This is a genomic window from Methylobacterium cerastii, from assembly GCF_022179125.1.
Taxonomy (GTDB): Bacteria; Pseudomonadota; Alphaproteobacteria; order Rhizobiales; family Beijerinckiaceae; genus Methylobacterium; species Methylobacterium cerastii.
The window spans coordinates 1-24,335 of sequence record NZ_BPQG01000097.1 but is presented as its reverse complement, the minus strand read 5'-3'; the positions used below and the strand labels follow the sequence as shown (position 1 = coordinate 24,335).

The following is a 24,335-nucleotide window of genomic DNA, read 5'->3' as shown; positions in this document are numbered from 1 at the left end:
CCATTCCGGGCGGTGTGGCATTCGACAGGGTCGAAGGCGTCGCCGGTGTGCTCCGGCGACCACCCTCGGCCGAGATGTCCGCGTGATCTTCAGCCGACGATGTCGGAATCCTGGAAGAACTGCGCGATCTCCATCTTGGCGTTGTCGGCGCTATCCGAACCGTGGACCGTGTTCTCGCCGACCGACTCCGAGAAGGTCTTGCGGATGGTGCCCTCGGCGGCCTGGGCCGGATTCGTCGCGCCCATCACCTCACGGTACTTCGCCACGGCGTTCTCGCCTTCGAGCACCTGAACGACCACCGGGCCGGAGGTCATGAAGGTCACGAGCTCGCCGAAGAACGGGCGCTCCTTGTGGATCTCGTAGAACTTCTCGGCCTGGGCCTGGCTCATCTGGATGCGGCGCTGGCCGACGATCCGCAGGCCCGCCTTCTCGATGACCGCGTTGACCGCGCCCGTGAGGTTCCGCTTGGTCGCGTCGGGCTTCAGGATGGAGAAGGTGCGCTCGGTGGCCATGGTCAGTCCGTTCGGGAGAAAAGAAAGCCGCCCTGAGGCGGCCGGGAAAATCGCTTTCGCGCCGGGCTTATAGCGGGGGCGCCCACCGCCCTCAACCCGACGCCGAATCAAGCTCGGCCATGGCGTGGCTGCAACACTGCCGAAAATTCGCCTGAATGCGAAGGCTTCAGTGTCGCCACGAACTCCACCCGCCCCGCGCCGTCAGGCGCCAGCCTTCGGAGCTTAAGCCACATGCGTCTCGCCCTCGCCTCCGCCCTCCTCCTCACCGGTCTCGCCTCGGCTCACGCCGACGCGGGCAAGGACCCCTCCGGCACCTGGCTCACGGAGGACGGCCGCGCGAAGATCCGGATCGACCGCTGCGGCGCCGGCCAGGCGCAGGTCTGCGGCAAGGTGGTCTGGCTCAAGGTGGCCACGACGGAGGCCGGCACGCCGCGCACCGACATCAAGAACCCCGATCCGAAGAAGCGCTCGCGGCCGGTGCTCGGCCTGCCGCTGATCGAGGGGCTGCAGCCCGACGAGGCGAAGTTCTCGGGCAGCATCTACAACATCGAGGAAGGCAAGATCTATCAGGTCAGCCTCGAGCGCGAGAACGCCTCGGAGCTGTCCGTCTCCGGCTGCCTGCTCAAGGTGCTGTGCGGCTCGCAGACCTGGACCAAGGTTCCGGACGTGAACCAGCAGGCCGCCAACACCGCGTCAGAGGCGGCGCCGCAGAAGCCGGCCAAGCCCGCCGCGAAATAGGCCGAAGCTGCCTCGCGCGGACCCTGCATCATGGTGGGTGCTCCGCCCGACGACGCTAGATCGCCGCCAACCCGCGCTGCACCGCCGGCCGCGCCAGCACACGGTCGAGCCACGCCTTCACGTTCGGCAGCGTGCCGAGGTCGACGCCCTGCTTTCCGGTGAACTTCGCCCAAGGCACCGTCGCCATGTCGGCGATGGAATAGTCCCCGGCGAGGTACTCGCGGTCCGCGAGCCGCCGGTCGAGCACGCCGTAGAGGCGATTGGTCTCGGCGGTGAACCGTTCGATCGCGTAGGGGATTTTCTCCTTCGCGTAGATCTTGAAATGGTGGGTCTGGCCGAGCATCGGCCCGAAGCCGGCGCATTGCCAGAACAGCCACTCGTCCACCGCGACGCGGGCGCGCTCGTCGGTCGGGTAGAAGCGGCCGGTCTTGCGCCCGAGATATTGCAGGATCGCGCCCGACTCGAAGATCGAGACCGGCTCGCCGCCGGGTCCGTCGTAATCGACGATCGCCGGGATCTTGTTGTTCGGCGAGATTTCAAGGAATGCGGGCGCCATCTGCTCGCCCTTGGCGATGTCGACCGGCACGACGCGGTACGGTAGGCCGCACTCCTCCAGCATGATCGGGATCTTCCAGCCGTTCGGCGTGCTCCACGTGTGGAGGTCGATCGGTTTGCCGGTCACGGCCGCCATCGCTTGCCTTCGCTCTCGCCGGATCGGCCAGCCGACACGACGGGCCTCGGCTGCCGACGGTAGCTACCGCGGAACTCGCCGCGTACTCAAGAGCGCCAGGCCACCACTCACGATTTCGAGAGGCGGGGCCGGCGGCTGTTGGTGCGGAGGCGCACGGCCTTGTTCCCGGGCGCGCTTGCCGCTGTGATGGTGTGAGGTTCGCCGCATCGGGATTCGATGGGCCGCCACGGAGGGTCCGCCGTCATGTTCGCCCGTTTCCTCGCGATCGCCGCCTTCTCTGTCCCGCTGGCCCTGGCCCAGCCGGCCACGGCCAAGGAGGCGCCCGCGGCCAAGCCGACCGAGACCCCGATGGCGGCGCCGGCCACGCCCGCCGCCAAGCCGGGCGCGACGCCGAGCGCCGGGCAGACGGCGGCGCGCCAGCGCCAGAAGACCTGCGGCGCCCAATGGCGTGCGCTGGCCGACGCCGAGAAGGTGTCGCAGGGGCCGAAGTGGCCGCAATACTGGAGCAAGTGCAACAAGCGCCTGAAGGGTGAGAAGGCCTGACGGATCGTCCGCCCGCTCTGCGGGTTGTGCGTCCGGGTGCCCACGCGTAACCGAACGGCATGATGACGGAACGGCAGGCGCTTCAGCGTGTGGTGGCGGTGGCGGCGATCGTGCCGGTCGCCGCCGGATTGTACGGCGTGGTCTTCGGCATCAACGGGATGGAGGGCGGCGTGCCCAACATCTCCGCGGACAGCCATTTCCGCTATCTCTCCGGCCTGCTTACCGGCGTCGGCATCCTGTTCCTCACCTGCGTCCCCGGGATCGAGGACAAGGGACGCCTGTTCCGGTTCCTGACCCTCGTCGTCGTGCTCGGTGGGCTTGCGCGGCTGCTCGGCCTGTGGCTCACGGGCGTCCCGTCGCTGACGATGCTGGCGGCGCTGGGCATGGAGCTCGGCGTCACGCCGTCGCTGTGCCTGTGGCAGGCGCGGATCGCCGGACGGGCGCGCGACGCCGAGGCGGTCCTCGGCACAGCCGCCGCGCCCGGCGCGCGCCTGCGATGAGCGCGGCCGCCACCCGGCGCGCCCCGTGGCTCGACCGCGCGATCGACCGGCTCGACGCGATCGTGCCGAAGCCGGCCGCCTGGGCTTTCGCCTTCCGGATCTGGCTGGCGATGATGCTGGCGCTCTACGCCGCGTTCTGGTTGCAGCTCGACAGCGCGTCGTCCGCCGCCACAGGCGTCGCGATCCTGGCGCAGCCCAAGCGCGGGCAGGCGATCTCGAAGGCGGCCTACCGCTTCCTCGGCACCGTCGTCGGCGGCATCGTGGCGATCGTGTTCATGGCGCTGTTCGCGCAGGACCGCGTGACGCTGCTCGTCGCCTTCTCGGTGTGGATCGGGCTCTGCGTCTTCACCGCCCAGTACCTGCAGGACACCCGCGCCTACGGTGCGATGCTCTCGGGCTATACCGTCGCGATCATCGCGCTTGCGCATATCGATGCGCCGCAGACGACCTTCGACGCGGCGGTCGGGCGGCTTGCGGCGATCACGGTGGCGATCGTCACGATCACCTTCATCAACGATGCTCTCGCCTCTCCCAGCACGTGGCGCACGCTGTTGCCGACCCTGTCGTCGGCCTACGACGGCACCAAGGCCTTCGCCCACGAGGCGTTCACGTCAGGCGATCCCGGGCCCCTACGCACCGCAGCCCTCATCCGCACGATCGCGCCGATGCGCGCCGACGCCAGCGCCATCGCCGGCGAGCTCGACGACGGCCCGTATCGCGCGGCCGGATCCCGCAGCGCGATCGCGGCGCTCTACGTGATGGCGGCAGCGAGCCGCGCCGCCGTCAACGCCGCGGCGGCGCTTCGCCATCCGAGCCCGGCGGTGGAGGAGGCGCTGGGCTTGTGCCGCGAGGTTTCCGGCGGCGGCGTCGGCGAACCGGAGGCCGCACGCCTCGACCGGATCGACGCGAGGCTGCGCGACCTCGTCGATGAGGCGGTCCGGGACGGGCGCCGCCCCCTCGACGAGCTGGTGGCGCTTCAGCGCTGCCTCGACTTCGTCAACGCCGCGACCTTCGCGGACGACGGAGTGCGCGCGCTCGCCGACGGCCACGTGCCGCTGCGCGACGTGAAGCTCCCGACGCACCGCGACTTCCCCGTGGCCTTGCGCGCGGCGTTGCGGGTGGCGATCGGCTTCGGGCTCACCGCCGCCTTCATGATCCTGTCCGGCCTGCCGCAGACCTCGTTCGCGCTGGTGCAGGTGGCTTCCACCTGCGCGCTGTCGTCCACCGCCCCGGACCCGAAGAAGTTCGCCGTCGGCGTGCTGATCGGCATGCCGCTGGCGTCGCTGTTCGCCGGCATCGTGCTGTTCGCCTTCCTCAACGGGAACCAGGGCTTCCCGCTGCTCGCCATCGCGATGATCGTGCCGGTCTTCGTCGCCTGCTTTCTGTCGCTGAACCAGTCGACCTTCGGCATCGGCTTCATCGCGCTGGTGTTTACGCCGGTGCTGATCGCCCCGGAGAATCCGCAGAGCTACGATCCGCAGACCTACCTGATGAACGTCGCGCTGGTGATCGCGGCGGCGATCATCCTGTTCCTCGCGGTGCGCCTGGTCCTGCCGATCTCGCCCTCGCAGCATCGCGCCTTCGCGCTGGATTCCGCCAAGCGCGCGCTCGCCGAAGCCCTGGCTGGCGAAGGCGGCGACGCGACCACGCGGACCAGCCTGAACGCCGACCGGCTGTTCCAGTTCGCGGGCTACACCTCCGGCAGCCGCGCGGTGCGCCGGATGGCGATGGTCCACGCCTTCGCCCTGTCGCAGCTGGAATCGGCCGCCGCCCGCGCCCACGCACAGATGCGGCTGCTAGACGGGACCGCGGGAATGCGCGATCCCGTGGCGAAGGGCCGGGACGCGCTCGCGCGCGGCGACGCCTGGCGCCTGCAGGACGCGGCCCGCGACCTCCTGCGCGCCGCGCCCGCGGACGACCGCGGCGCGCGCATGACGGTCGCGCGCGCGGCCGCCGATCTCGTGGCGGCCGCGCGCGTTATCGAGCGGCATCGGCGCTTCCTCGTGCGGCTCGACATGCCGGGTTTCTGAGGCGAAGGGTTTCGCGAGGGTCTCGAAGGCGACGATGCGTCATGAACTGCAAATCGGCGGGATCCTTGTCTCGCCCTTCGTCGCCTATGCGCTGGGCGCCTTCGCGATCCTGATCGCGCTGCGCTTCGTCTTCGCGCGCATCCGCTTCAGCCGCTACGTCGCCAACCCGCCGCTCGCCGAGGCCGGGATCTACGTCTGCGTCCTCGCCCTCCTGATCGTGTTGCTGTGATGGCCGACGAAGACGACCCCAAGGCCTCGAACGGTGACCGGGCTGGGAGCGACCATGCCGCGGCCCCCCGCGGCGATCCGCCGGCTCTGGCCGACGACCGTCCCGCCCGTGCGCGCGGCGGCCGCATCGGCAAGGTGTTTCGCCTGGCCGCCACCGGCGTGATCCTGGTGCTGGCGTTCCTCGCCGCGACCGTGGTGTGGTCGTACTACGTCACCGCGCCGTGGACGCGCGACGGCCGGGTGCGCGTCCAGGTGGCGAGCATCGCGCCGCAGGTCTCGGGGCAGATCGTCGAGCTGCGGGTGGTGGACAACCAGAGCGTGAAGCGCGGCGACGTGCTCTACGTCATCGACCCGTTCGACTTCGAGGTGAACGTCGCTTCCGGCGAAGCCGAGGTGAAGAACCGCGAGGCCGACCTCTCGGTGAAGAACGCCCAGTCGGCCCGGCGCCAGGCGCTGACCACGGTCTCGACCTCCGTCGAGGAGAAGCAGCAATATGCCGGCACGGCCAAGATCGCCGAGGCGGCCCTGGAGACCGCGAAGGCGCAGCTCTCGCAGGCCAAGACCAACCTCGGGCGCACGCAGGTGAAATCGACGGTGAACGGCCGGGTCACGAACCTGCTGCTGCGCGCCGGCGACTACGCCACCACCGGCACCTCGAACATCTCGGTCATCGACACGGATTCGTTCTGGGTCGACGGCTATTTCGAGGAGACCAAGATGGCGAACATCCATGTCGGCGACCCGGCCGAGATGGCGCTGATGGGATATTCGAACCACCTGCGCGGCACGGTCGAGAGCATCACGCAGGGCATCTCCACCGCGAACGCCGCGGCGAGCACGCAGGGGCTGCCGAACGTCGACCCGGTCTACACCTGGGTGCGGCTCGCGCAGCGGGTGCCGGTGCGCATCCGCATCGCGCACGTGCCGCCGGGGGTGCCGCTGGTGGCCGGCATGACCGCGACCGTGGTGGTGGGCGAAGGCGGCGCACCGCCGCCGGCCTGGTTCATGGACCTGCGCCGTCGCCTCGCTGGCGATCCGCCGGCCACGCGGGAGGCCGACGCCGACCGCCGGTGACAAGGCGGACCGGCTCTGGGCGCAGGCGGCTCAGTCGATCCCGAGCTTGCTCTTCAGCAGGGCGTTGACGGCGGCCGGGTTGGCCTTGCCGCCGGTGGCCTTCATGGTCTGGCCGACGAACCAGCCGAGCAGCGTCGGCTTCTCCTTCGCCTGCTGGACCTTGTCGGGGTTCTTGGCGACGATGTCGTCGATCGCCGCCTCGATCGCGCCGGTGTCGGTGACCTGCTTCATCCCGCGCGCCTCGACGACCGCACGCGGGTCGCCGCCCTCGGTCCAGACGATCTCGAACAGGTCCTTGGCGATCTTGCCGGAGATGACGCCCTCGCCGATCAGGTCGATGATCTGGCCGAGCTGGTCGGCGGAGACCGGCGTCGCCTCGATGCCGAGGCCTTCCTTGTTGAGGCGCCCGAACAGCTCGTTGATCACCCAGTTCGCGGCCGCCTTGCCGTCGCGCTTGGCGGCCACCGCCTCGTAGTAGTCGGCAGACGCCCGTTCGGCGACGAGCACGTTGGCGTCGTAAGGCGAGAGCCCGAAATCGGCGATGAGTCTCGCCTTCTTGGCATCCGGCAGCTCGGGGAGCCCTTCGGCGAGGGCGTCGACGTAGGCCTGGTCGAACTCGAGCGGGAGCAGGTCCGGGTCGGGGAAATAGCGGTAGTCGTGCGCCTCCTCCTTCGAGCGCATCGACCGGGTCTCGCCCTTGGACGGGTCGTACAGGCGCGTCTCCTGCGCGATCGTGCCGCCGTCCTCGATGATCGCGATCTGACGCCGCGCCTCCGATTCGATCGCCTGGCCGATGAAGCGGATCGAGTTGACGTTCTTGATCTCGCAGCGGGTGCCGAGCGGCTGGCCGGGCAGCCGCACCGAAACGTTCACGTCGGCGCGGAGCGAACCCTTCTCCATGTCGCCGTCGCAGGTGCCGAGGTAGCGCAGGATCGTGCGCAGCTTGGTCACGTAGGCGCGCGCCTCCTCGGAGGAGCGCAGGTCCGGCCGCGAGACAATCTCCATCAGCGCGACCCCGGAGCGGTTGAGGTCGACGAAGCTCTGGGTCGGGTTCTGGTCGTGCAGCGACTTGCCGGCATCCTGCTCCAGATGCAGCCGCTCGATCCCGACGGTGATCGACTCGCCGTCGAGCAGGTCGACCACGACCTCGCCCTCGCCGACGATCGGGTCCTTGTACTGCGAGATCTGATAGCCCTGCGGCAGGTCCGGGTAGAAGTAGTTCTTCCGGTCGAACACCGAGCGGTGGTTGATCTGCGCCTTCAGGCCGAGGCCGGTGCGCACGGCCTGCGCCACGCATTCCTCGTTGATCACCGGGAGCATGCCCGGCATCGCCGCGTCGACCAGCGAGACGTGGTCGTTCGGCTCGGCCCCGAACTCGGTGGAGGCGCCGGAGAACAGCTTCGAGCGGCTGGTGACCTGGGCGTGGATCTCCATGCCGATCACGACCTCCCAGTCGTGCTCGGCGCCCTTGATGAGCTTCTTCGGGTTCACGGGAGCCGTCATGCTCGGACTTTCATGCAACGAAGCGCCGGAGCGCCGCGGAGTGTCGTGGCGGTGCGCAGGCCGGTCAAGGCGCGTGCGGCCGCAGGATCTTTCGGGCGGTGAAGCCCAGGATCGACCACAGGATGGCCGCGCCGACCCGTACCGGGAAGAAGGTCGGCCCGTCGTGGCTCACGGGCGCCGGCCAGGGAATGCCGATCGCGGTGACCGCCCAGGAGAACAGCACCGCCGCCACGAACCCCGCGATCACCGCGACGAAGAGTTTGCCGAACTGGTCCGCCGACCAGCCGAGATAGAGGCAGACCGCGATCAGGACCGGATCGAAACCGGCCCAGATCCAGACCGTCCAGGGATAATACGGGACCGTCACCACCAGACCTTCGGCAGCACCGTGCGCCCGGCCGCGCGCTCGATGACCTCGGCGGTGGCGAACAGGGTCTCCTCGTCGAACGGCCGCCCGATGAGCTGCAGACCGAGCGGCAGGCCCTGGCCGTCGAGACCGGCCGGCACCGCGATGCCGGGAAGCCCGGCCATGTTCACGGTCACGGTGAACACGTCGTTGAGGTACATCTCGACCGGGTCGGCGGAGGCCTTCTCGCCGACGCCGAAGGCGGAGGACGGCGTCGCCGGCGTCAGGATGGCGTCGACGCCCGCCGCATAGGCCTCCTCGAAGTCGCGCTTGATCAGCGTGCGGATCTTCTGAGCGCGGACGTAGTAGGCGTCGTAGTAGCCGGCCGACAGCACGTAGGTGCCGATCATGATCCGGCGCTTCACCTCGCGGCCGAAGCCGGCCGCGCGGGTGTTCTCGTACATGGCGGCGATGTCACGTCCCGGCACGCGAAGGCCGTAGCGGACGCCGTCGTAGCGGGCGAGGTTCGAGGAAGCCTCGGCCGGCGCGACGATGTAGTAGGCCGGCAGCGCGAGCTTGGTGTGCGGCAGCGAGATCTCGCGGATCGTCGCGCCCGCGTCCTTCAGCCAGGCGGCGCCGTCGTCCCAGAGCTTCTGGATCTCGGCGGGCATGCCCTCGACCCGGTACTCCTTCGGGATGCCGATGGTGAGGCCCTTCACGCCGCGCGAGACCGCGGCCTCGAAATCCGGCACGGGGAGGTCGACACAGGTGGTGTCGCGGGCATCAGGCCCTGCCATCGAGCCGAGCAGGATCGCGCAGTCGCGCACCGTGCGGGCGATCGGCCCGGCCTGGTCGAGGGAGGAGGCGAAGGCCACCGTACCCCAGCGCGAGACGCGGCCGTAGGTCGGCTTGATCCCGACCGTGCCGGTGAAGGCGGCCGGCTGCCGGATCGAGCCGCCGGTGTCGGTGGCGGTGGCGCCCAGGCACAGATGCGCCGCGACCGCCGCGGCCGAGCCGCCCGACGAGCCGCCGGGGACGATCTTCACGTCGGACCCGGTACGCCGCCACGGCGAGATCACTCCACCGTAGGCGCTGGTCTCGTTCGAGGAGCCCATGGCGAACTCGTCGAGGTTCAGCTTGCCCAGCATCACCGCGCCGTCGCGCCAGAGGTTAGCGGAGACGGCGGATTCGTAATGCGGTTCGAAATTCTCCAGGATCTTGGAGCCCGCCGTCGTGGTCACGCCTTCGGTGCAGAACAGGTCCTTGATGCCGAGCGGCAGGCCTTCGAGCGGCCCGGCCTCGCCCTTGGCGATCTTCGCGTCGGACGCCTCGGCCATCTTGAGGGCGCGGTCGGGCGTCTCCAGCAGGTAGGCGTTGAGCACGCGCGCCTTCTCCAGGGCGTCGATGTGCGCCTGCGCGATCTCGCGGGCGGAGAAGGTCTTGGCCCTCAGGCCGTCGCGCGCCTCGGCGAGGCTGAGTTCGTTGAGTTCCGTCACGCTGTTCGTCCTCGGCCGTTCGGCCGCGATGCGGGTCAGGGGCGTTCCGGCCGGCGGAGCCGGCGGACGCGGCAGATGTCGTTCACGGGCCGGCGTTTCGCGGCCCGGCCGGCCTACTCGACGACCTTGGGAACGAGGAAGTAGTGGTCCTCGGTCTCCGGCGCGTTGGCGACCACGTCGACCGCGCGACCGCCGTCGGTGACGACGTCCTTGCGCTTCTTCATCGCCATCGGCGTCACCGAGGTCATCGCCTCGACGCCGGTCACGTCGACCGCGCTCAGCTGCTCGACGAAGGCGAGGATGGCGTTCAGCTCGCCCTGCAGCGGCGCGACCTCGTCGTCGGCCACCGCGATGCGGGCCAGATGCGCGATGCGCCGGACTGTCTTCTCGTCGACCGACATGCTGCCTGTTCGTCTTGCGCGTTCGTCTCGGAAGGTCGGGCGCCGGCAGCGGCGATTGCCGGCCCTTCCACGGTCCAGGCGCTATAGCACCGGGCTTCGCGGCGCCGCAACGCGCCGGCGATCAGGTGACGATATGGTTCGGGATCCCCGTGGTCTCGATGAGGATGCCGCTTGGGCGGATGGGGCGGAACTCCGCGAGGGCGAAGCCCAGCACCAGCACCTCGAAGGCGATCAGCAGCATCAGCTTGTGCTTGCGCGGCATGGCACGCCGGGCGGGCGCCTTGACGGGAGCTTGGGGGACGAACGAACCGATAGCCTGCACGATTGCCTCCGCAACGGGGTTAACGAAACCTTAACCATCGTTATGAGGGAAGCGCTGCGTCCTGCGCCAGGGCAAGTTCGGGACGCGGTTAACGCCTGTGGATGGAGCGGGGACGCGATGTGGAACACGGTGTTCGAGCGCCTTCATCCGGGGGCGCGGTCGAGCGAGGCGGAGATCGCGCGGGCGGAGGCCGAACTCGGGTTCGCGCTGCCCGAATCGTATCGCAGCTTCTGCCGCGCGTGCGGCGCCGGGCTCGCGAACGGCCACTTCCGGATCGCGACGCCCCTGCCCTACCCGGCGGCCGACCTGGTGACGCGGGCCGAGATCGTCGCCGACAGCATCAACGCAGCGATCCAGGCGCTTTCCGCCGCCGACACGCCGCACCGCTTCTCGATCGAGGACGGCGACCTGTCGCGGCTGGAGCGCGCCTGCTTCTTCGGCGAGGGCGACGACGGCAGCTTCCTGTTCTGGGACGTGTCGGGCGCGGGCGAGTACCCGATCTGGGTGATGGCCCCCGACCTCGAGACCGTCCGCTTCGGCGGCGACACCCTGGACGCGTTCTTCAAGCGGACGCAGGGGCTGACGATCCTCGACGTGCTCGGCGATGGCACCCCGCCGCTCGTCTCGACCTTCGAGGGCATCGAGGCGGCGGTGCTGGCGCGGGCCGGCGAGCCGGCGCAGGACGGCGCGCCGGTGTGAGCGCTTGGCGGGATGGGACACGATGGACACGGACGCGCTACGCACCTTCGCCGAGGCCTCCCGCGGCGGACCCCGGCTGATCGGCATCGATCTCGGCACCAAGACCATCGGCCTCGCGCTGTCCGACCTCGGACGGCAGATCGCCTCGCCGCTTGAGACGATCAAGCGCGTGAAGTTCACGCCCGACGTGGCGCGGCTGCGGTTCCTGTGCGAGCAGCACGCGGTCGGCGGCCTGGTGATCGGCCTGCCGCTGAACATGGACGGGAGCGAGGGCGTGCGGGTGCAGTCGACGCGCTCGTTCGTGCGCAACCTGAAGCCGCTCCTCGACCTTCCGGTCCTGTTCTACGACGAGCGCCTCTCGACCGCCGTCGTCACCCGCGCGCTGATCGCGGCCGACACCTCTCGGGCCAAGCGCAGCCAACTCGTCGACAAGCTCGCCGCCGCCTACATCCTGCAGGGCTGCCTCGACCGGATGCGCGGGATGGTCGAATCGGAGGACGACGACCTGGATTGAAGGCGTCACCCGACGAGCGACACCATCCCGCTGCCGTGCCGCTCGATCCGCCCGTCGAGCTCGAGTTCGAGCAGCGTCGTCTGCACCACGCGCACCGACAGGCCGGTCGCGCGGGCGATCTCGTCGGTGCCGACCGGCGTCGGGCTCAGCGCGGCGACGATCGTCTCGCGGTCGCCCACCGGCTCTGCCGGCTCCGGCGCCTCGAACGACGGCGCCGGCATTGATGAGGCGCCGTCATCGAGGTCGATCTCGTCCCAGAAATCCGGCTGGTCGGCCAGATCCGGTGGCGGCAAGGCCGGCGCCTGGTCGGGGTCGCCGCCGCGCTCGATCAGCGGCGCGATCGCGGCGAGGACGTGATCCACCTCGGCGACGAGCGTCGCGCCCTGGCGGATGAGGTCGTTGGTGCCCTCCGCCCGCGGATCGAGCGGCGAGCCCGGCACCGCGAACACCTCGCGCCCCTGTTCGAGGGCGAAGCGCGCGGTGATCAGCGAGCCCGACCGGCGCGCCGCCTCGACCACCACGGTGCCGTAGGCGAGCCCCGAGATGATGCGGTTGCGCCGCGGGAAGTCGCGTCCGCGGGGCACCCAGCCCATCGGCATCTCGGCGACAACCGCGCCGCCGGCCTCCAGCATCGACTCGACGAGGCCGGCGTGGTTGGCCGGATAGATCTTGTCGTGCCCGCCGGCGAGCACCGCGACGGTGCCGGTCGCGGCCGAGGCCTTGTGGGCGCGGGCGTCGATGCCGCGGGCCAGGCCCGAGACCACGACGAGGCCCGCCTCGCCCAAGCCCCGCGCCAACCGTTCGGTGAAGGCCAATCCCGAGGCCGAGGCGTTGCGCGAGCCGACGATCGCCACCGCGGGCCGGGCCAGCGCTTCGGCGGACCCGCGGATCGCGACGAGCGGCGGCGCAGAATCGGCCGCCTGGAGGATCTTCGGGTAACCGGCCTCCCCCATCGCGACGATGCGGGCACCCAGGCGCGCGGCCGCCGCGATCTCGGCCTCGGCCTCGTCGCGCGTCGGCGGCTCGATCCGTCGTCCGCGCCGGGCGGTGAGGTTCGGCAGGGCCGCGAGCGCGGCCGCGGCGCCGCCGAAGCGGTTGATCAGGCCGCGAAAGGTGCGCGGGCCGACCCCTTCGGTGCGGATCAGGCGGAGCCAGTCGACCCGCTGTGCGTCGGTGAGCTGCACGGGCCCTCCCTCGGAAGGGGTCTCAGCCCTTCTGACCGATCCGTCCCTCGGTGCCGTCGACGAGCCGGCGGATGTTGGGCGCGTGCTTCCACCATAGCAGCAGGCCGAGAACGAGGAAGAGCCCCGCGCGGCTCGGATCGCCCAACGCCCACAGGATGATAGGGGTTGCGGCCGAGGCCGCGAGCGCCGCGAGCGACGAGTAGCGCAGGGTGAAGGCGAGGCCGAGCCAGATCGCGGCGAAGGCGAGCAGCGCCAGGGGGCTCAGCGCCAGCAGCACGCCGAGGAAGGTGGCGACACCCTTGCCGCCCTTGAATCCGAGCCAGACCGGGAAGAGATGCCCGAGGAAGGCGCCGAGCCCGGCCGCGAGCGCCGGCCAAGCGCCGGAGCCTTGGCCAACCCCTTGGCCGATCCGCTGCGCGATCAGCACCGCCGCGGTGCCCTTGAGCGCGTCGCCGAGCAGCGTCGCGGCCGCGAGGCCCTTGCGGCCGGTGCGCAGCACGTTGGTCGCGCCGATGTTGCCCGAGCCGATGGCCCGCACGTCGCCGAGGCCGGCCAGCCGCGTGAAGATCAGCCCGAAGGGAATCGAGCCCAGTGCGTAGCCGAGCGCCAGGCAACCGAGGACGACCGGCCAGGCGATGTCCGACGGCGCGGTCATGCCGCCGCCGCGAGGTCGGGTGAGCGGTGGACGATTCGGCCGCCGACGAGCGTCAGCACCGCCGCGCCCTGCATCCTTGCCTCGTCGAAGGGCGAGTTCTTGGAGCGGGACTTCAATGTCCGCTTGTCGAGGACGTAGGGCACGTCGGGATCAATCAGCACGAGGTCGGCCGGGGCGCCGACGGCGAGACGCCCGGCCTCGCGGCCGAGGATCCGAGCCGGGTTCGCCGACAGGGCGGCGAGCAGGCGCGCGAGGGAGACGTCCCCCGCGCGCACGAGGCGAAGCGAGGCGCCGAGCAGGGTCTCGATCCCGAGCGCGCCGTCGGCGGCCTCGGCGAAGGGCAACCGCTTGGTCTCCACGTCCTGCGGGTTGTGGTCGGAGACGACCACGTCGATCACCCCCTCGTTCAGCGCCGCCGCCAGCGCCTGCCGGTCGGCCTCGCCGCGCAGGGGCGGCGAGAGCTTGCAGAAAGTGCGGTAGTGGCCGATGTCGCCCTCGTTCAGGACGAGGTTGTTGACCGAGGCGCCGCAGGTCACCGGCAGCCCGTCCGCCTTGGCCCGACGCACGATCTCGACTGAGTCGGCGCACGAGATCATCGCCGCGTGGTAGCGCGCGCCGGTGAGGCGGACGAGGCGGAGGTCGCGCTCCAGCATCATCGTCTCCGCTTCGCGCGGGATGCCCATCAGTCCGAGGCGCGACGCTAACTCGCCCTCGTTCATCACCCCCTCGCCGACCAGGTCGGGCTCCTCGACGTGCTGCATCAGCAGGGCGCCGAAGTCGCGGGCGTAGGTCATCGCCCGGCGCATCACCTGAGCATGCGTGACGGCTCTCAGCCCGTCGGTGAAGGCGACCGCGCCGGCTTCCTGGAGCAGGCCGAACTCGGTCATCTCCTGTCCGGCGAGTCCCTTGGTGATGGCAGCGGCCGGCAGGACGTTGACGCAGGCGGTGTCGCGGGCGCGCCGCAGCACGAAGTCGACGATCGCCGGCCCGTCGATCACCGGGTTGGTGTCCGGCATGCAGACCAGCGTCGTGACGCCTCCCGCCGCCGCCGCCGCGCTCGCGCTCGCCAGGGTCTCGCGGTGCTCGGCGCCGGGTTCCCCGACGAAGGCACGCATGTCGATCAGGCCCGGCGCCAGCACGTGCCCGCCGCAATCGATCGCCTTCGCGCCCTCCGGGGTGCCGGGCTCGGCGCCCCAGGCGACGTCGGCGATGCGGCCGTCGCGGATCAGGACATGGCCCGGCCCTTCGCGGCCGGAGGCCGGGTCGAGGAGGGCGGCGTTGGTGAGGAGCAGCATCTGGGGGGGATCAAACCGCGATCTGATTGAGGACCATCTCGCGAACGAGATCACGCCGGGAAAGGCCGCGGCGCTCGGCAGCCGAATCGATCGCTCTGATCGCCGTCTCGTCGAGTCCGAGCTCGTCGAAGGGGGGACGGATGACGACGGCGGCGTGGCCGGCGGCAAGTGCCTGCGAGACGTCCACGTCCTGACGGAGGACCTCGATGGTCCGCGCAGGCGGCAGGGTCCGTCCGTCCTCCTCGATCAGCGCCATCCACTGCACAAGCGCCTCGGCCGCCTGGATCACGGTCGCGTCGGCCGTCTCGGCGGCGGCGATGCAGCCGGGCAGGTCGGGGAACCATACGCCCCAGAGGCTGGTCGGGTCCTTCTCGAGAATGCCGACATACGCCGTCACGATTCCTGCCTCCCCTTCGTCCAGCCGGCCGCCCGGGCGATGCTTCGCGCGGTCCCGGCCGGAAGGTCGCCGCGGCCGCGCGGCACCGCGACGGTCCCCGCCCGCTCGGGATGCGCGTAGATGTCGTGCGGTCCCTTGAACGGTCGCGTCATCCAACCCTCCCGTTCCAGGCGCCGCCGAATGGCCTGGATATCAAGGTCGAAGTCGCGCGGAGGCATGTCAAGCGTTCGGCAGGTGCGAGGCCAGCGCTTCCATCACCGCCATCCGCACGGCGACGCCCATCTCGACCTGCTCGCGGATCAGCGATTGCGCGCCGTCGGCGATGTCCGAGGCGATCTCGACGCCGCGGTTCATCGGGCCGGGATGCATCACCAGGGCGTCGGGGGCGGCGAGCGCGAGCTTGTCGGCGTCGAGACCATAATAGCGGAAGTACTCCTTCACCGACGGCACGAAGGAGCCGTTCATGCGCTCGCGCTGCAGGCGCAGCATCATCACGATGTCGCAGCCGTCGAGGCCCTTACGCATGTCGGTGAACACCTCGACGCCGAAGCGCTCGATGCCAGCGGGCAGGAGCGAGGACGGCGCGATCACGCGGACGCGCGCGCCCATCGCCTGAAGCAGGATCAGGTTCGAGCGGGCGACGCGGCTGTGCAGCACGTCGCCGCAGATCGCGACTCGAAGCCCCTCGATCCGCCCCTTGTTGCGCCGGATGGTCAGCGCGTCGAGCAGCGCCTGGGTCGGGTGCTCGTGGGCGCCGTCGCCGGCGTTCACGACCGAGCAGTCCACCTTGCGGGCGAGCAGGTGCACGGCGCCGGCCGAATGGTGGCGCACCACGATGATGTCGGGGCGCATCGCGTTCAGGGTCGCCGCAGTGTCGATCAGCGTCTCGCCCTTCTTCACCGAGGAAGACGCCACCGACATGTTCATCACGTCGGCGCCGAGGCGCTTACCGGCGAGCTCGAACGAGGATTGCGTCCGCGTCGAGGGCTCGAAGAACAGATTGATCTGGGTGCGGCCCCGCAGCGTCGAGAGCTTCTTCTCGACCTGGCGGGAGATCGCCACCGCGGCATCCGCCCGGTCGAGCAACCCCTCGATGTCGGGGCGCGACAGGCCCTCTATCCCGAGGAGATGCCGGTGGGGATAGTTCGGGTGCGTCGGCTGGCTCATCGGCTCGCGTGATAGGTCGCGGCCGGTGCGACGGCAAGCGCGGGCCGCGATCCGGAGGCTGGCAACTTTCCGCGGCGGTTGTACGTAACCGGCTGGGACCACGCGGCGAATGGGTCGCAGTTCCTCCCATCCTTTTCCTGCAATCAGGCGAACTTCCCTTGGCAGCTTCCCCGGCGATTCCCTCCGGCGCCGCGTCCCCCCGCCGCGAGACGATCTACCGGCATCCGCTGGTGATCCGCCTCGCGCATTGGCTCAACGCCGCCTCCCTGCTGATCCTGCTGATGAGCGGGCTGCAAATCTTCAATGCGCACCCGGCCCTGTACTGGGGCGCGAAGTCGACCTTCGACACCCCGGCGCTCGCGATCACCAGCGACACCGACGCCAAGGGCAACGCCCGCGGCGTCGTCACGGTCGGCGGCTACACCTTCGACACGACCGGCGTGCTCGGCCTCTCCAAGGACCAGGGCCAGATAGCCGACCGGGCGTTCCCTTCGTGGAGCACGATCCCCTCGGGGCAGGACCTCGCCACCGCCCGGCGCTGGCACTTCCTGTTTGCCTGGGCGCTGGTGATCAACGGCGCGATCTACCTGTTCTACGGGCTGGTGTCGGGGCAGCTGCGCCGCCGGGTGATCCCGGACGGCGACCAGGTGCGCGACATCGGCGGCTCGGTGCGCGAGCACCTCACCCTGCACTTCCCCAAGGGCGAGGAGGCCAAGCGCTACAACGTGCTGCAGAAGCTGACCTACCTCGCCGTCATCGCGGGTCTGCTGCCGGCGATGGTGTTGGCCGGCCTTGCGATGTCGCCCGGCATGGACGCCGCCTGGCCCTGGCTCGTCGATGCGTTCGGCGGCCGGCAATCGGCCCGCACGGTCCACTTCATCGTGGCCAACCTCCTGGTGCTGTTCGTGATCGTGCACGTGGTGCTGGTGCTGGTCTCAGGGTTTTGGAACAACATGCGCGGCATGGTCACCGGCTGGTTCGCGATCGAGCAGGATGGAGCGACCCGCCGATGAGCACCCTCGACCGCCGCCGCTTCCTCACCACCGTCGCCGCGCTCGGTGGCACCGCGATGCTCGCCGGCTGCGACCGCTTCGCCGGCTCCGCCTACGGCCCGCGGACCCTGAAGGCCGGGGAGGACGCCAACCTGTTCGTGCAGCGCCTGCTGCTCTCGAACGCCTCGCTCGCCAGGGAATTCCCCGAGTCCGAGATTTCGGCCGTGTTCAAGCCGAACGGGACGATCGACCCGCCGGACAAGGCCTACAAGGCGCTGGCGGCCTCGAACTTCTCCACCTTCAAGCTCGAGGTCGGCGGCCTGGTCGAGCGCCCGCAGAGCTTCAGCCTCGCGGACCTGCGCGGGTTGCCGTCGCGGACGCAGACCACGCGGCACGATTGCGTCGAGGGCTGGAGCTGCATCGGCAAGTGGGCCGGCGTGCCCCTGTCCGAGGTGCTGAACCGCGCCGGGTTGAAGCCGCAGGCGCGCTACGTCGTGTTCCACTGCGCCGACACGCTGGAATATGCCGGCGGCGGGTTGGAGGGCGGCAAGGACGGCACCAAGGACGGGGCCTTCATACAACCAGAGAACCCGAGCGCGGTGCGCCACGTCCAGGTCGCTGCGGCGGGCAACGATGCCGACGCCTGGGGCGGCACGCCGCCCGAGGAGCCGGAGGAGACGCGCACGCCGATCCGCTACTACGAGAGCATCGACCTCACCGACGCCTTCCATCCGCAGACGATCCTCGCCTACGACCTCAACGGAAAGCCGCTCCCGGTCTCGAACGGCGCCCCCTTGCGCCTTCGGATCGAGCGCCAGCTCGGCTACAAGCAGGCCAAGTACGTGATGCGGATCGAGGTGGTCGATTCCCTCGCCAAGATCGGCGACGGCCAGGGCGGCTACTGGGAAGACCGCGGCTACGAGTGGTACGCGGGGATCTGAGGCTCGCGCTTCCGAATCCTGGCGATTTGCCGCGCTCGACCGGGTGTTTGGTCGAGCGCGGGTCCCTTCTCCCATGGGAGGGGGAGTCGCGTAGCGTTTCCGGAGTCCTCACCCTCCGTCGGAGCGCCGCTGCGGCGAGACTGTACTGGCGCGTTCGCGCCACGCTTTGGACAGCCCCCATTTGACAACCCGCGGGGCATGAACCACTTCATGCCCGGCGCAGGTCCGGCCCGGCCGCGGCGCGAAACCCCACAATTGGTGCGTTCCTGCCGCTGCTCGGGCTTTGACGAGAGGCTGTTTCGTCCATGAAAGTCGTCGTCGTCGAGTCGCCGGCCAAAGCCAAGACCATCAACAAGTATCTTGGCCGGGACTATGAAGTCATCGCCTCGTTCGGGCACATCCGGGACCTTCCTGCCAAGGACGGCTCGGTCGACCCGGAGGCCGACTTCAACATGATCTGGGAGCTCGACGCCCGCGGATCGAAGCAGGTGTCCGAGATCGCCCGCGCCGTGAAGGGCGCCGACAAGCTGATCCTGGCGACCGACCCGGATCGCGAGGGCGAGGCGATCTCCTGGCACGTGCTGGAGGCGCTGAATGCCCGCAAGGTGCTGAAGGGCATCCCCGTCGAGCGCGTCACCTTCAACGCGATCACCAAGGCGTCGGTCGAGACGGCGATGCGCCAGCCGCGCCAGATCGACCAGGCGCTGGTCGACGCCTACCTCGCCCGCCGGGCGCTCGACTACCTCGTCGGCTTCAACCTCTCGCCTGTGCTGTGGCGCAAGCTCCCCGGCGCCCGCTCGGCCGGGCGCGTGCAGTCGGTGGCGCTGCGGCTCGTCTGCGAGCGCGAGGTCGAGATTGAGCGCTTCAAGCCGCGCGAGTACTGGTCGCTGGTGGCGACGCTCTCGACCGCCGACGGCGGCGTGTTCGAGGCCCGGCTCGTCGGCGCCGACGGGAAGCGGATCCAGCGCCTCGACGTCGGCAACGGCGAGGACGCGGCCGCGTTCAAGCGCGACCTCGAGCTCGCGACCTTCCAGGTGGCGAGCGTGGAGGCCAAGCCCGCCAAGCGCCACCCGCAGCCGCCTTTCACCACGTCGACCCTGCAGCAGGAAGCATCGCGAAAACTCGGGATGGCGCCGGCGCAGACTATGCGCGTCGCGCAGAAACTCTACGAGGGCGTCGACATCGGCGGCGAGACCGTGGGCCTCATCACCTACATGCGGACCGACGGCGTCGACATGGCGCCCGAAGCCATCGCCGACGCGCGCCGCGTGATCGGCCGCGAGTTCGGCGACACGTACGTGCCGGGCGTGCCGCGCAAGTACAGCGTCAAGGCCAAGAACGCGCAGGAGGCCCACGAGGCCGTGCGCCCGACCGAGATGGGCCGGCTGCCGAAGCAGGTCGCGCGCATGCTCGATCCCGAGCAGGCCAAGCTCTACGACCTGATCTGGACGCGCACCGTCGCGAGCCAGATGGAGTCGGCCGAACTGGAGCGCACGACCGTGGACGTGACGGCCAGCGTCGGCCCGCGCAAGATCGACCTGCGCGCCACCGGCCAGGTCGTGAAGTTCGACGGCTTCCTCACCCTCTACCAAGAGGGCAAGGACGACGAGGAGGACGAGGACGGCAAGCGCCTGCCGCCGATGAAGGCCGGCGAGGCGCTGAAGCGCGAGCGCATCGCCTCGACCCAGCATTTCACCGAGCCGCCGCCGCGCTTCTCCGAGGCGAGCCTGGTCAAGCGCATGGAGGAACTCGGCATCGGCCGGCCCTCGACCTACGCCGCCGTGCTTCAGACCCTGCGCGACCGCGAATACGTGAAAATCGAGAAGAAGCGCCTTCAGCCCGAGGACAAGGGCCGGCTGGTGACCGGCTTCTTGGAGAGCTTCTTCAAGCGCTACGTCGAGTACGACTTCACAGCCGACCTCGAAGGCCAGCTCGACCGGGTGTCGAACGCCGAGATCGACTGGCGCGACGTGCTGCGCGACTTCTGGCGCGACTTCTCGGCCGCCGTCGGCGGCACCAAGGAGCTGCGCGTCACCGAGGTGCTGGAAGCGCTGAACACGCTGCTCGGCGACCACATCTTTCCGCAGAAGGCGGACGGCTCGAACCCGCGCACATGCCCGACCTGCGGCTCGGGCCAGCTCTCGCTGAAGCTCGGCAAGTTCGGCTCCTTCGTCGGCTGCTCGAACTATCCCGAGTGCAAGTTCACCCGCCAGCTCTCGGCCGCGGGCGTCGACGGCGAGGGCGACGGGTCTTCGCCGGACGGCAGCCCGCCCGGGACGCGGCTGCTCGGCAACGACCCGGTCTCGGGCCTGCCGGTGACGATCCGCGACGGCCGCTTCGGTCCGTTCGTCCAGCTCGGCGAGGCATCGACAGAGAAGGATGCGGCCAAGCCCAAGCGCTCGTCGCTGCCGAAGGGCGTGACGCCCTCGATGGTCGACCTGGAGAAGGCGCTGCGTCTGCTATCGCTGCCGCGCGAGGTCGCCAAGCACCCTGAGACCGGCGAGCCGATCCTGGCCAACCTCGGCCGCTTCGGGCCCTACGTGCAGCACGGCAAGACCTACGCGAACCTCGGCAAGGACGACGACGTGCTCGAGGTCGGCGCCAACCGGGCGATCGACCTGATCGTCGCCAAGGAACAGGGTGGCGGGCGCGGTCGCCCCTCCTCCGATCCCGGCCGTCCGATCGGCAAGGACGAGGCGACGGGGCGCGAGCTCGTGGTGAAGGCCGGCAAGTACGGCCCCTACGTCACCGACGGCGAGGTCAACGCGACCCTGCCGAAGTCGACGGCCGCCGAGGCGCTGACGCTCGCAGAGGGCATCGACCTGGTCAACGCCAAGCGCGCGGCCGGCGGCGGCAAGCCGAGCCGGGGCCGCAAGGCCGCGCCGGCCCGTGGCGCCAAGACGGCGGCGCGGAAGCCCGCGAAGGCCACCAAGGATGTGGACGCACCTGCCAAATCCGCTGCCAAGCCGGCTGCGAAGAAGCGCACGGCCCCGAAGGCCGCGGCGGCCAAGACGCCCGCATCCAAGACGACCGCATCCAAGACGACCGTTGCGAAGCCGGCTGCGACGAAGAAGGCGAGCGGCTAGACCGTTCGCCGCCGGCTCGGTGATCCGGTCCAATCACGAAGCATCGTCTTCATGCGAGCCGGTGACCGCTTCGCGTGAAGACGCTCGGACGTCTCAGATCAGATAGCTGATCGTCGCCGCAAGCGCCGTCGCGAAGGTCGCCAGGGCGATGGTGGTCGGGCCGACGAGCGTGAGGCGGGACGCGGACGCACCCTCCTGCTCGCAGCCGAAGGCCTGTCCGGCGGCGCGCTCCAGGCGAGCGAGGGTGAGGGTCCGGGCCTCGATCGAAGCGGTCGTCATCGGTGGCGTTCCCTGCCCTAAGCGCGGCGGAGCTTTTGCGGTATAATGCAGGATGCCCTCCCCAGTTCCGCGCGAAACTGCAACGTGAGGCGATCTTAACCAGAGCTGCGCATCACTCCGATGACGGTTGCATCGCAGCGTTTGGTGGGCGCGCGCCGCACATGCGAAGCTGCGCCACGGAATCGCGGGCAGATCGCCTTTAATGTTTCCGTTTTGTTCCGATATCGTGAGCGGATGAAAGCCCATGCGAGACGTGACCCTAAGCCTGGAGCCCGTCGCGTGAGCGACCCCGCTCGCGACCTGTTCGGACCGGGCGCCAAAGGCGCTGCCAAGGGCGCCGCCGACCTTCCGCCCGCATCCGACCGCCGGCGCAAGCCCGCGGCGCCGATGGCGGCGCTCGACCCGCTCGTCGGTTCTGAGGCCGGCTACACCGCGTCCGACATCGAGGTGCTGGAGGGATTGGAGCCGGTGCGGCGCCGGCCCGGCATGTATATCGGCGGCACCGACGAGCGGGCGCTGCACCACCTCTTCTCCGAGGTGATCGACAACTCGATGGACGAGGCGGTAGCGGGCCATGCCAGCTTCATCGAGGTCGAGCTCGAGGCGTCGGGCGCGCTCGTGGTCACCGACAACGGCCGCGGCATCCCGGTCGACCCGCACCCGAAGTTTCCGGGCAAGTCCGCCCTCGAAGTCATCATGACGACGCTGCATGCGGGCGGGAAGTTCGACTCCAAGGTCTACGAGACCAGCGGCGGCCTGCACGGCGTCGGCATCTCCGTCGTCAACGCGCTGTCCGACGTGCTGGAGGTCGAGGTCGCGCGCAACCAGACCCTTTACCGCCAGAGTTTTTCGCGCGGGCATGCCCAGGGTGGGCTGGAGACGGTCGGGCGGGTGCAGAACCGCCGGGGCACGCGCATCCGCTTCCATCCCGACGCGCAGATCTTCGGCTCGCTGGCATTCGACCCGCGCCGCCTGTTCAAGATGGCGCGCTCGAAAGCCTACCTGTTCGGCGGCGTCGAGATCCGCTGGCGCTGCGCGCCGTCTCTGATCGAGGGCACCGACGTGCCGGCCGAGGCAGTGCACCGCTTCCCCGGCGGCCTGCGCGACTACCTCGCCCGCGACATCGAGGGCAAGGAGCTCGTCACCGACGCGATCTTCTCCGGCAAGATCACCAAACCCGGCTCGCACGGCTCCCTCGAATGGGCCGTCGCCTGGATGGTGCACGACGACGGCGTCTCGGCTTCCTACTGCAACACCATTCCGACGCCGGAGGGCGGCACCCACGAATCGGGCCTGCGCGTCGCGCTTTTGCGGGCCTTGCGCGAGCATGCCGAGCGGGTGAACCAGGCCAAGCGCATGACGGCCGTCACCACCGACGACGTGATGGCCACCTGCGCCTCGATGCTGTCGGTGTTCATCCGCGAGCCCGAGTTCCAGGGCCAGACCAAGGACAAGCTCGCCACCGTCGAGGCGTCGCGCATCGTCGAGACGGCGATCCGCGACGCCTTCGACCATTGGCTCGCCGCCTCGCCGGCCCAGGCCAACAAGGTGCTCGACTGGGTGATCGACCGGGCCGAGGAGCGCCTGCGCCGGCGCCAGGAGAAGGAGGTCGCGCGCAAGACCGCGACGCGCAAGCTGCGGCTCCCCGGCAAGCTCGCCGACTGCTCGGCCGCCGGCACCGCGGGCTCCGAAATCTTCATCGTCGAGGGCGACTCGGCCGGCGGCTCGGCCAAGCAGGCGCGCGACCGGGCCACGCAGGCGATCCTCCCGCTGCGCGGCAAGATCCTGAACGTCGCCTCGGCGAGCCGCGACAAGCTCGGCGCCAACCAGCTGATCGGCGACCTGACCCTGGCGTTAGGGTGCGGCACGGGCGGACAGTACCGCGGGGAGGACCTGCGCTACGACAAGGTGATCATCATGACGGACGCCGACGTCGACGGCGCCCACATCGCTTCGCTGCTGATCACCTTCTTCTACCGACAGATGCCCAAGCTGATCGACAAGGGACACCTCTACCTCGCGATGCCGCCGCTCTACCGGCTGCAGCAGGGCACCAAGACGGCCTATGCCCGCGACGACGCCCACAAGGAGCAGCTGATCAAGTCGGTGTTCAAGGGCGGCAAGGTCGAGATCAGCCGGTTCAAGGGGCTGGGCGAGATGATGCCGGCGCAGCTGAAGGAAACCACGATGGACCCGAAGAAGCGCATCCTGCTGCGCGTCGCGGTTCTCGACGAAGCCCGCGAATCGACGGGCGACGCGGTCGAGCGCCTGATGGGCAACAAGCCCGAGGCGCGCTTCGCCTTCATCTCCGAGCGCGCCGTCTTCGCCGAGAAGACCGACCTCGACATCTGAGGCGACCCCATTGGCGGTGCGACACGAAGCCCGGCCCTGCGGCCGGGCTTTTTCGTGCGTAGCTCCGTGCGAGTAACGGGTCTGCAAAACGCAAGAAGCCCGGCCTTTCGGCCGGGCTTCTCTGTATCGGGTCGAGGATCGGGTTCGGCTGCGGCCCGGGGTGCGGGCCGCGTCCGGTCCCGAAGGTCCTAGTACGAGCCGAACTTGTAGTTCAGGCCGGCGCGCACGACAGCGAACTCGGTGCTGTTGTTGCGGTTCAGGCCGCTCTGCACGACGGTCACGCCCGGCGAGGTCAGGGTCACGGTGCCGGTCGAGTTGGTGGCGAACGCGCCGTTGTTGCGGCCGTTCTGGTCGAGGTTCACGTACAGGCCTTCCACCTTCAGCGTCACG

General features: G+C 69.9%; 26 protein-coding genes and 1 pseudogene. 12 read left to right on the top strand and 15 right to left on the bottom strand.

The genetic code is table 11. The features are described from left to right. Positions 1-89: 89 nt before the first annotated feature. Positions 90-512, bottom strand: coding sequence for a nucleoside-diphosphate kinase (ndk, locus tag MFF13_RS23920; protein WP_147726086.1), 423 nt, complete (start codon positions 510-512; stop codon positions 90-92). A 231-nt stretch (positions 513-743) separates the two neighbouring features. Between ndk and MFF13_RS23915 the strand changes: the two genes are divergently transcribed. Next, positions 744-1,250, top strand: coding sequence for a DUF2147 domain-containing protein (locus tag MFF13_RS23915; protein ID WP_147830268.1), 507 nt, complete (start codon positions 744-746; stop codon positions 1,248-1,250). Positions 1,251-1,305: 55 nt separating this feature from the next. Here the strand turns inward: MFF13_RS23915 and MFF13_RS23910 are convergent, their stop codons facing one another. Then, entirely contained in the window at positions 1,306-1,941 is a 636-nt protein-coding gene (locus MFF13_RS23910; protein ID WP_147751196.1) for a glutathione S-transferase N-terminal domain-containing protein, read from the bottom strand. A 243-nt stretch (positions 1,942-2,184) separates the two neighbouring features. Here MFF13_RS23910 and MFF13_RS23905 point away from each other — a divergent pair, with 243 nt between their 5' ends. The 5 genes from MFF13_RS23905 to MFF13_RS23885 are packed head-to-tail and all read left to right on the top strand — an operon-like array spanning position 2,185 to position 6,316. After that, on the top strand, positions 2,185-2,484 hold the full coding sequence (locus tag MFF13_RS23905) for a hypothetical protein (RefSeq protein ID WP_147762014.1): 300 nt from the start codon (positions 2,185-2,187) through the stop codon (positions 2,482-2,484). A 59-nt stretch (positions 2,485-2,543) separates the two neighbouring features. Beyond that, positions 2,544-2,984: a DUF4345 domain-containing protein gene (locus MFF13_RS23900; RefSeq protein WP_147830271.1), complete on the top strand. Its 441-nt coding sequence runs from the start codon at positions 2,544-2,546 to the stop codon at positions 2,982-2,984. Continuing rightward, on the top strand, positions 2,981-5,014 hold the full coding sequence (locus MFF13_RS23895) for an FUSC family protein (RefSeq protein WP_238273117.1): 2,034 nt from the start codon (positions 2,981-2,983) through the stop codon (positions 5,012-5,014). Before MFF13_RS23900 ends, MFF13_RS23895 begins: the two co-directional genes overlap by 4 nt. A 34-nt stretch (positions 5,015-5,048) precedes the next feature. Next, a complete protein-coding gene (locus MFF13_RS23890; protein ID WP_147729829.1) occupies positions 5,049-5,243 on the top strand; it encodes a DUF1656 domain-containing protein in 195 nt (64 codons plus the stop codon). Further along, on the top strand, positions 5,240-6,316 hold the full coding sequence (locus MFF13_RS23885) for an HlyD family secretion protein (RefSeq protein WP_373322602.1): 1,077 nt from the start codon (positions 5,240-5,242) through the stop codon (positions 6,314-6,316). Before MFF13_RS23890 ends, MFF13_RS23885 begins: the two co-directional genes overlap by 4 nt. A 30-nt stretch (positions 6,317-6,346) precedes the next feature. Here the strand turns inward: MFF13_RS23885 and gatB are convergent, their stop codons facing one another. The 5 genes from gatB to MFF13_RS23860 all read right to left on the bottom strand — a co-directional run bounded on the left by gatB (position 6,347) and on the right by MFF13_RS23860 (position 10,384). Beyond that, a complete protein-coding gene (gene gatB, locus MFF13_RS23880) occupies positions 6,347-7,819 on the bottom strand; it encodes an Asp-tRNA(Asn)/Glu-tRNA(Gln) amidotransferase subunit GatB (protein ID WP_147751191.1) in 1,473 nt (490 codons plus the stop codon). 64 nt (positions 7,820-7,883) lie between these two features. Next, positions 7,884-8,186 (bottom strand): hypothetical protein, encoded by a 303-nt coding sequence (locus MFF13_RS23875; protein ID WP_147830276.1) that lies wholly within the window; start codon positions 8,184-8,186, stop codon positions 7,884-7,886. Then, positions 8,183-9,661, bottom strand: coding sequence for an Asp-tRNA(Asn)/Glu-tRNA(Gln) amidotransferase subunit GatA (gene gatA, locus MFF13_RS23870; RefSeq protein WP_238273116.1), 1,479 nt, complete (start codon positions 9,659-9,661; stop codon positions 8,183-8,185). The genes MFF13_RS23875 and gatA overlap by 4 nt, the downstream gene beginning before the upstream one ends. Before the next feature lie 113 nt (positions 9,662-9,774). Next, entirely contained in the window at positions 9,775-10,062 is a 288-nt protein-coding gene (gene gatC / locus MFF13_RS23865) for an Asp-tRNA(Asn)/Glu-tRNA(Gln) amidotransferase subunit GatC (RefSeq protein WP_147830278.1), read from the bottom strand. Between the two features lie 121 nt (positions 10,063-10,183). Beyond that, positions 10,184-10,384 (bottom strand): hypothetical protein, encoded by a 201-nt coding sequence (locus MFF13_RS23860; protein WP_147751188.1) that lies wholly within the window; start codon positions 10,382-10,384, stop codon positions 10,184-10,186. 117 nt (positions 10,385-10,501) lie between these two features. Between MFF13_RS23860 and MFF13_RS23855 the strand changes: the two genes are divergently transcribed. Then, on the top strand, positions 10,502-11,083 hold the full coding sequence (locus tag MFF13_RS23855) for an SMI1/KNR4 family protein (protein ID WP_147830280.1): 582 nt from the start codon (positions 10,502-10,504) through the stop codon (positions 11,081-11,083). Positions 11,084-11,105: 22 nt separating this feature from the next. Then, entirely contained in the window at positions 11,106-11,597 is a 492-nt protein-coding gene (ruvX, locus tag MFF13_RS23850) for a Holliday junction resolvase RuvX (RefSeq protein ID WP_147762023.1), read from the top strand. Positions 11,598-11,602: 5 nt separating this feature from the next. On the opposite strand, the gene dprA is transcribed toward ruvX, so the two are convergent. Genes dprA through MFF13_RS23820 form a run of 6 tightly spaced genes read right to left on the bottom strand, consistent with a single transcriptional unit; the run spans position 11,603 to position 16,295 of the window. After that, positions 11,603-12,781: a DNA-processing protein DprA gene (gene dprA / locus MFF13_RS23845; protein WP_238273115.1), complete on the bottom strand. Its 1,179-nt coding sequence runs from the start codon at positions 12,779-12,781 to the stop codon at positions 11,603-11,605. Between the two features lie 22 nt (positions 12,782-12,803). After that, positions 12,804-13,436, bottom strand: a complete 633-nt coding sequence (plsY, locus tag MFF13_RS23840; RefSeq protein WP_147830284.1) for a glycerol-3-phosphate 1-O-acyltransferase PlsY — start codon at positions 13,434-13,436, stop codon at positions 12,804-12,806. Next, the gene (locus tag MFF13_RS23835; protein ID WP_147830286.1) at positions 13,433-14,731 is read right to left on the bottom strand and encodes a dihydroorotase; all 1,299 of its coding nucleotides are present in this window, start codon (positions 14,729-14,731) and stop codon (positions 13,433-13,435) included. Before MFF13_RS23835 ends, plsY begins: the two co-directional genes overlap by 4 nt. A gap of 10 nt (positions 14,732-14,741) precedes the next feature. After that, entirely contained in the window at positions 14,742-15,128 is a 387-nt protein-coding gene (locus MFF13_RS23830) for a type II toxin-antitoxin system HicB family antitoxin (protein WP_187273701.1), read from the bottom strand. Next, the gene (locus MFF13_RS23825; protein ID WP_147751181.1) at positions 15,125-15,346 is read right to left on the bottom strand and encodes a type II toxin-antitoxin system HicA family toxin; all 222 of its coding nucleotides are present in this window, start codon (positions 15,344-15,346) and stop codon (positions 15,125-15,127) included. Before MFF13_RS23825 ends, MFF13_RS23830 begins: the two co-directional genes overlap by 4 nt. A gap of 1 nt (position 15,347) precedes the next feature. Then, positions 15,348-16,295 (bottom strand): aspartate carbamoyltransferase catalytic subunit, encoded by a 948-nt coding sequence (locus MFF13_RS23820; protein ID WP_147751180.1) that lies wholly within the window; start codon positions 16,293-16,295, stop codon positions 15,348-15,350. A gap of 158 nt (positions 16,296-16,453) precedes the next feature. On the opposite strand from MFF13_RS23820, the gene MFF13_RS23815 reads away from it, so the two are divergent. The 3 genes from MFF13_RS23815 (at position 16,454) to topA (ending at position 21,314) form a co-directional block, all read left to right on the top strand. Continuing rightward, positions 16,454-17,308, top strand: coding sequence for a cytochrome b/b6 domain-containing protein (locus MFF13_RS23815; protein ID WP_238273113.1), 855 nt, complete (start codon positions 16,454-16,456; stop codon positions 17,306-17,308). Further along, positions 17,305-18,228 (top strand): molybdopterin-binding protein, encoded by a 924-nt coding sequence (locus tag MFF13_RS23810; RefSeq protein WP_147830288.1) that lies wholly within the window; start codon positions 17,305-17,307, stop codon positions 18,226-18,228. The genes MFF13_RS23815 and MFF13_RS23810 overlap by 4 nt, the downstream gene beginning before the upstream one ends. Positions 18,229-18,533: 305 nt before the next feature. After that, positions 18,534-21,314, top strand: coding sequence for a type I DNA topoisomerase (gene topA, locus MFF13_RS23805; RefSeq protein ID WP_238273112.1), 2,781 nt, complete (start codon positions 18,534-18,536; stop codon positions 21,312-21,314). Positions 21,315-21,407: 93 nt separating this feature from the next. On the opposite strand, the gene MFF13_RS23800 is transcribed toward topA, so the two are convergent. Further along, positions 21,408-21,593: a hypothetical protein gene (locus MFF13_RS23800; protein ID WP_147751177.1), complete on the bottom strand. Its 186-nt coding sequence runs from the start codon at positions 21,591-21,593 to the stop codon at positions 21,408-21,410. A 279-nt stretch (positions 21,594-21,872) separates the two neighbouring features. On the opposite strand from MFF13_RS23800, the gene parE reads away from it, so the two are divergent. Then, positions 21,873-23,945: a DNA topoisomerase IV subunit B gene (parE, locus tag MFF13_RS23795; protein WP_238273111.1), complete on the top strand. Its 2,073-nt coding sequence runs from the start codon at positions 21,873-21,875 to the stop codon at positions 23,943-23,945. 188 nt (positions 23,946-24,133) lie between these two features. Here the strand turns inward: parE and MFF13_RS23790 are convergent. Further along, positions 24,134-24,335 (bottom strand): annotated as a pseudogene (locus MFF13_RS23790) (porin family protein); the annotation flags it as partial.

What these genes read in the sequence shown, in the direction of transcription:
- MFF13_RS23890 (WP_147729829.1), top strand. Translation starts at nt 5,049, where the DNA reads ATGCGTCATGAACTGCAAATCGGCGGGATCCTTGTCTCGCCCTTCGTC.
- MFF13_RS23800 (WP_147751177.1), bottom strand. Translation starts at nt 21,593, where the DNA reads ATGACGACCGCTTCGATCGAGGCCCGGACCCTCACCCTCGCTCGCCTG.
- topA (WP_238273112.1), top strand. Translation starts at nt 18,534, where the DNA reads ATGAAAGTCGTCGTCGTCGAGTCGCCGGCCAAAGCCAAGACCATCAAC.
- gatC (WP_147830278.1), bottom strand. Translation starts at nt 10,062, where the DNA reads ATGTCGGTCGACGAGAAGACAGTCCGGCGCATCGCGCATCTGGCCCGC.
- MFF13_RS23905 (WP_147762014.1), top strand. Translation starts at nt 2,185, where the DNA reads ATGTTCGCCCGTTTCCTCGCGATCGCCGCCTTCTCTGTCCCGCTGGCC.
- ndk (WP_147726086.1), bottom strand. Translation starts at nt 512, where the DNA reads ATGGCCACCGAGCGCACCTTCTCCATCCTGAAGCCCGACGCGACCAAG.
- MFF13_RS23820 (WP_147751180.1), bottom strand. Translation starts at nt 16,295, where the DNA reads ATGAGCCAGCCGACGCACCCGAACTATCCCCACCGGCATCTCCTCGGG.
- MFF13_RS23900 (WP_147830271.1), top strand. Translation starts at nt 2,544, where the DNA reads ATGATGACGGAACGGCAGGCGCTTCAGCGTGTGGTGGCGGTGGCGGCG.
- MFF13_RS23835 (WP_147830286.1), bottom strand. Translation starts at nt 14,731, where the DNA reads ATGCTGCTCCTCACCAACGCCGCCCTCCTCGACCCGGCCTCCGGCCGC.
- MFF13_RS23825 (WP_147751181.1), bottom strand. Translation starts at nt 15,346, where the DNA reads ATGCCTCCGCGCGACTTCGACCTTGATATCCAGGCCATTCGGCGGCGC.
- MFF13_RS23855 (WP_147830280.1), top strand. Translation starts at nt 10,502, where the DNA reads ATGTGGAACACGGTGTTCGAGCGCCTTCATCCGGGGGCGCGGTCGAGC.
- MFF13_RS23810 (WP_147830288.1), top strand. Translation starts at nt 17,305, where the DNA reads ATGAGCACCCTCGACCGCCGCCGCTTCCTCACCACCGTCGCCGCGCTC.
- gatB (WP_147751191.1), bottom strand. Translation starts at nt 7,819, where the DNA reads ATGACGGCTCCCGTGAACCCGAAGAAGCTCATCAAGGGCGCCGAGCAC.
- ruvX (WP_147762023.1), top strand. Translation starts at nt 11,106, where the DNA reads ATGGACACGGACGCGCTACGCACCTTCGCCGAGGCCTCCCGCGGCGGA.
- MFF13_RS23910 (WP_147751196.1), bottom strand. Translation starts at nt 1,941, where the DNA reads ATGGCGGCCGTGACCGGCAAACCGATCGACCTCCACACGTGGAGCACG.
- MFF13_RS23915 (WP_147830268.1), top strand. Translation starts at nt 744, where the DNA reads ATGCGTCTCGCCCTCGCCTCCGCCCTCCTCCTCACCGGTCTCGCCTCG.
- MFF13_RS23895 (WP_238273117.1), top strand. Translation starts at nt 2,981, where the DNA reads ATGAGCGCGGCCGCCACCCGGCGCGCCCCGTGGCTCGACCGCGCGATC.
- plsY (WP_147830284.1), bottom strand. Translation starts at nt 13,436, where the DNA reads ATGACCGCGCCGTCGGACATCGCCTGGCCGGTCGTCCTCGGTTGCCTG.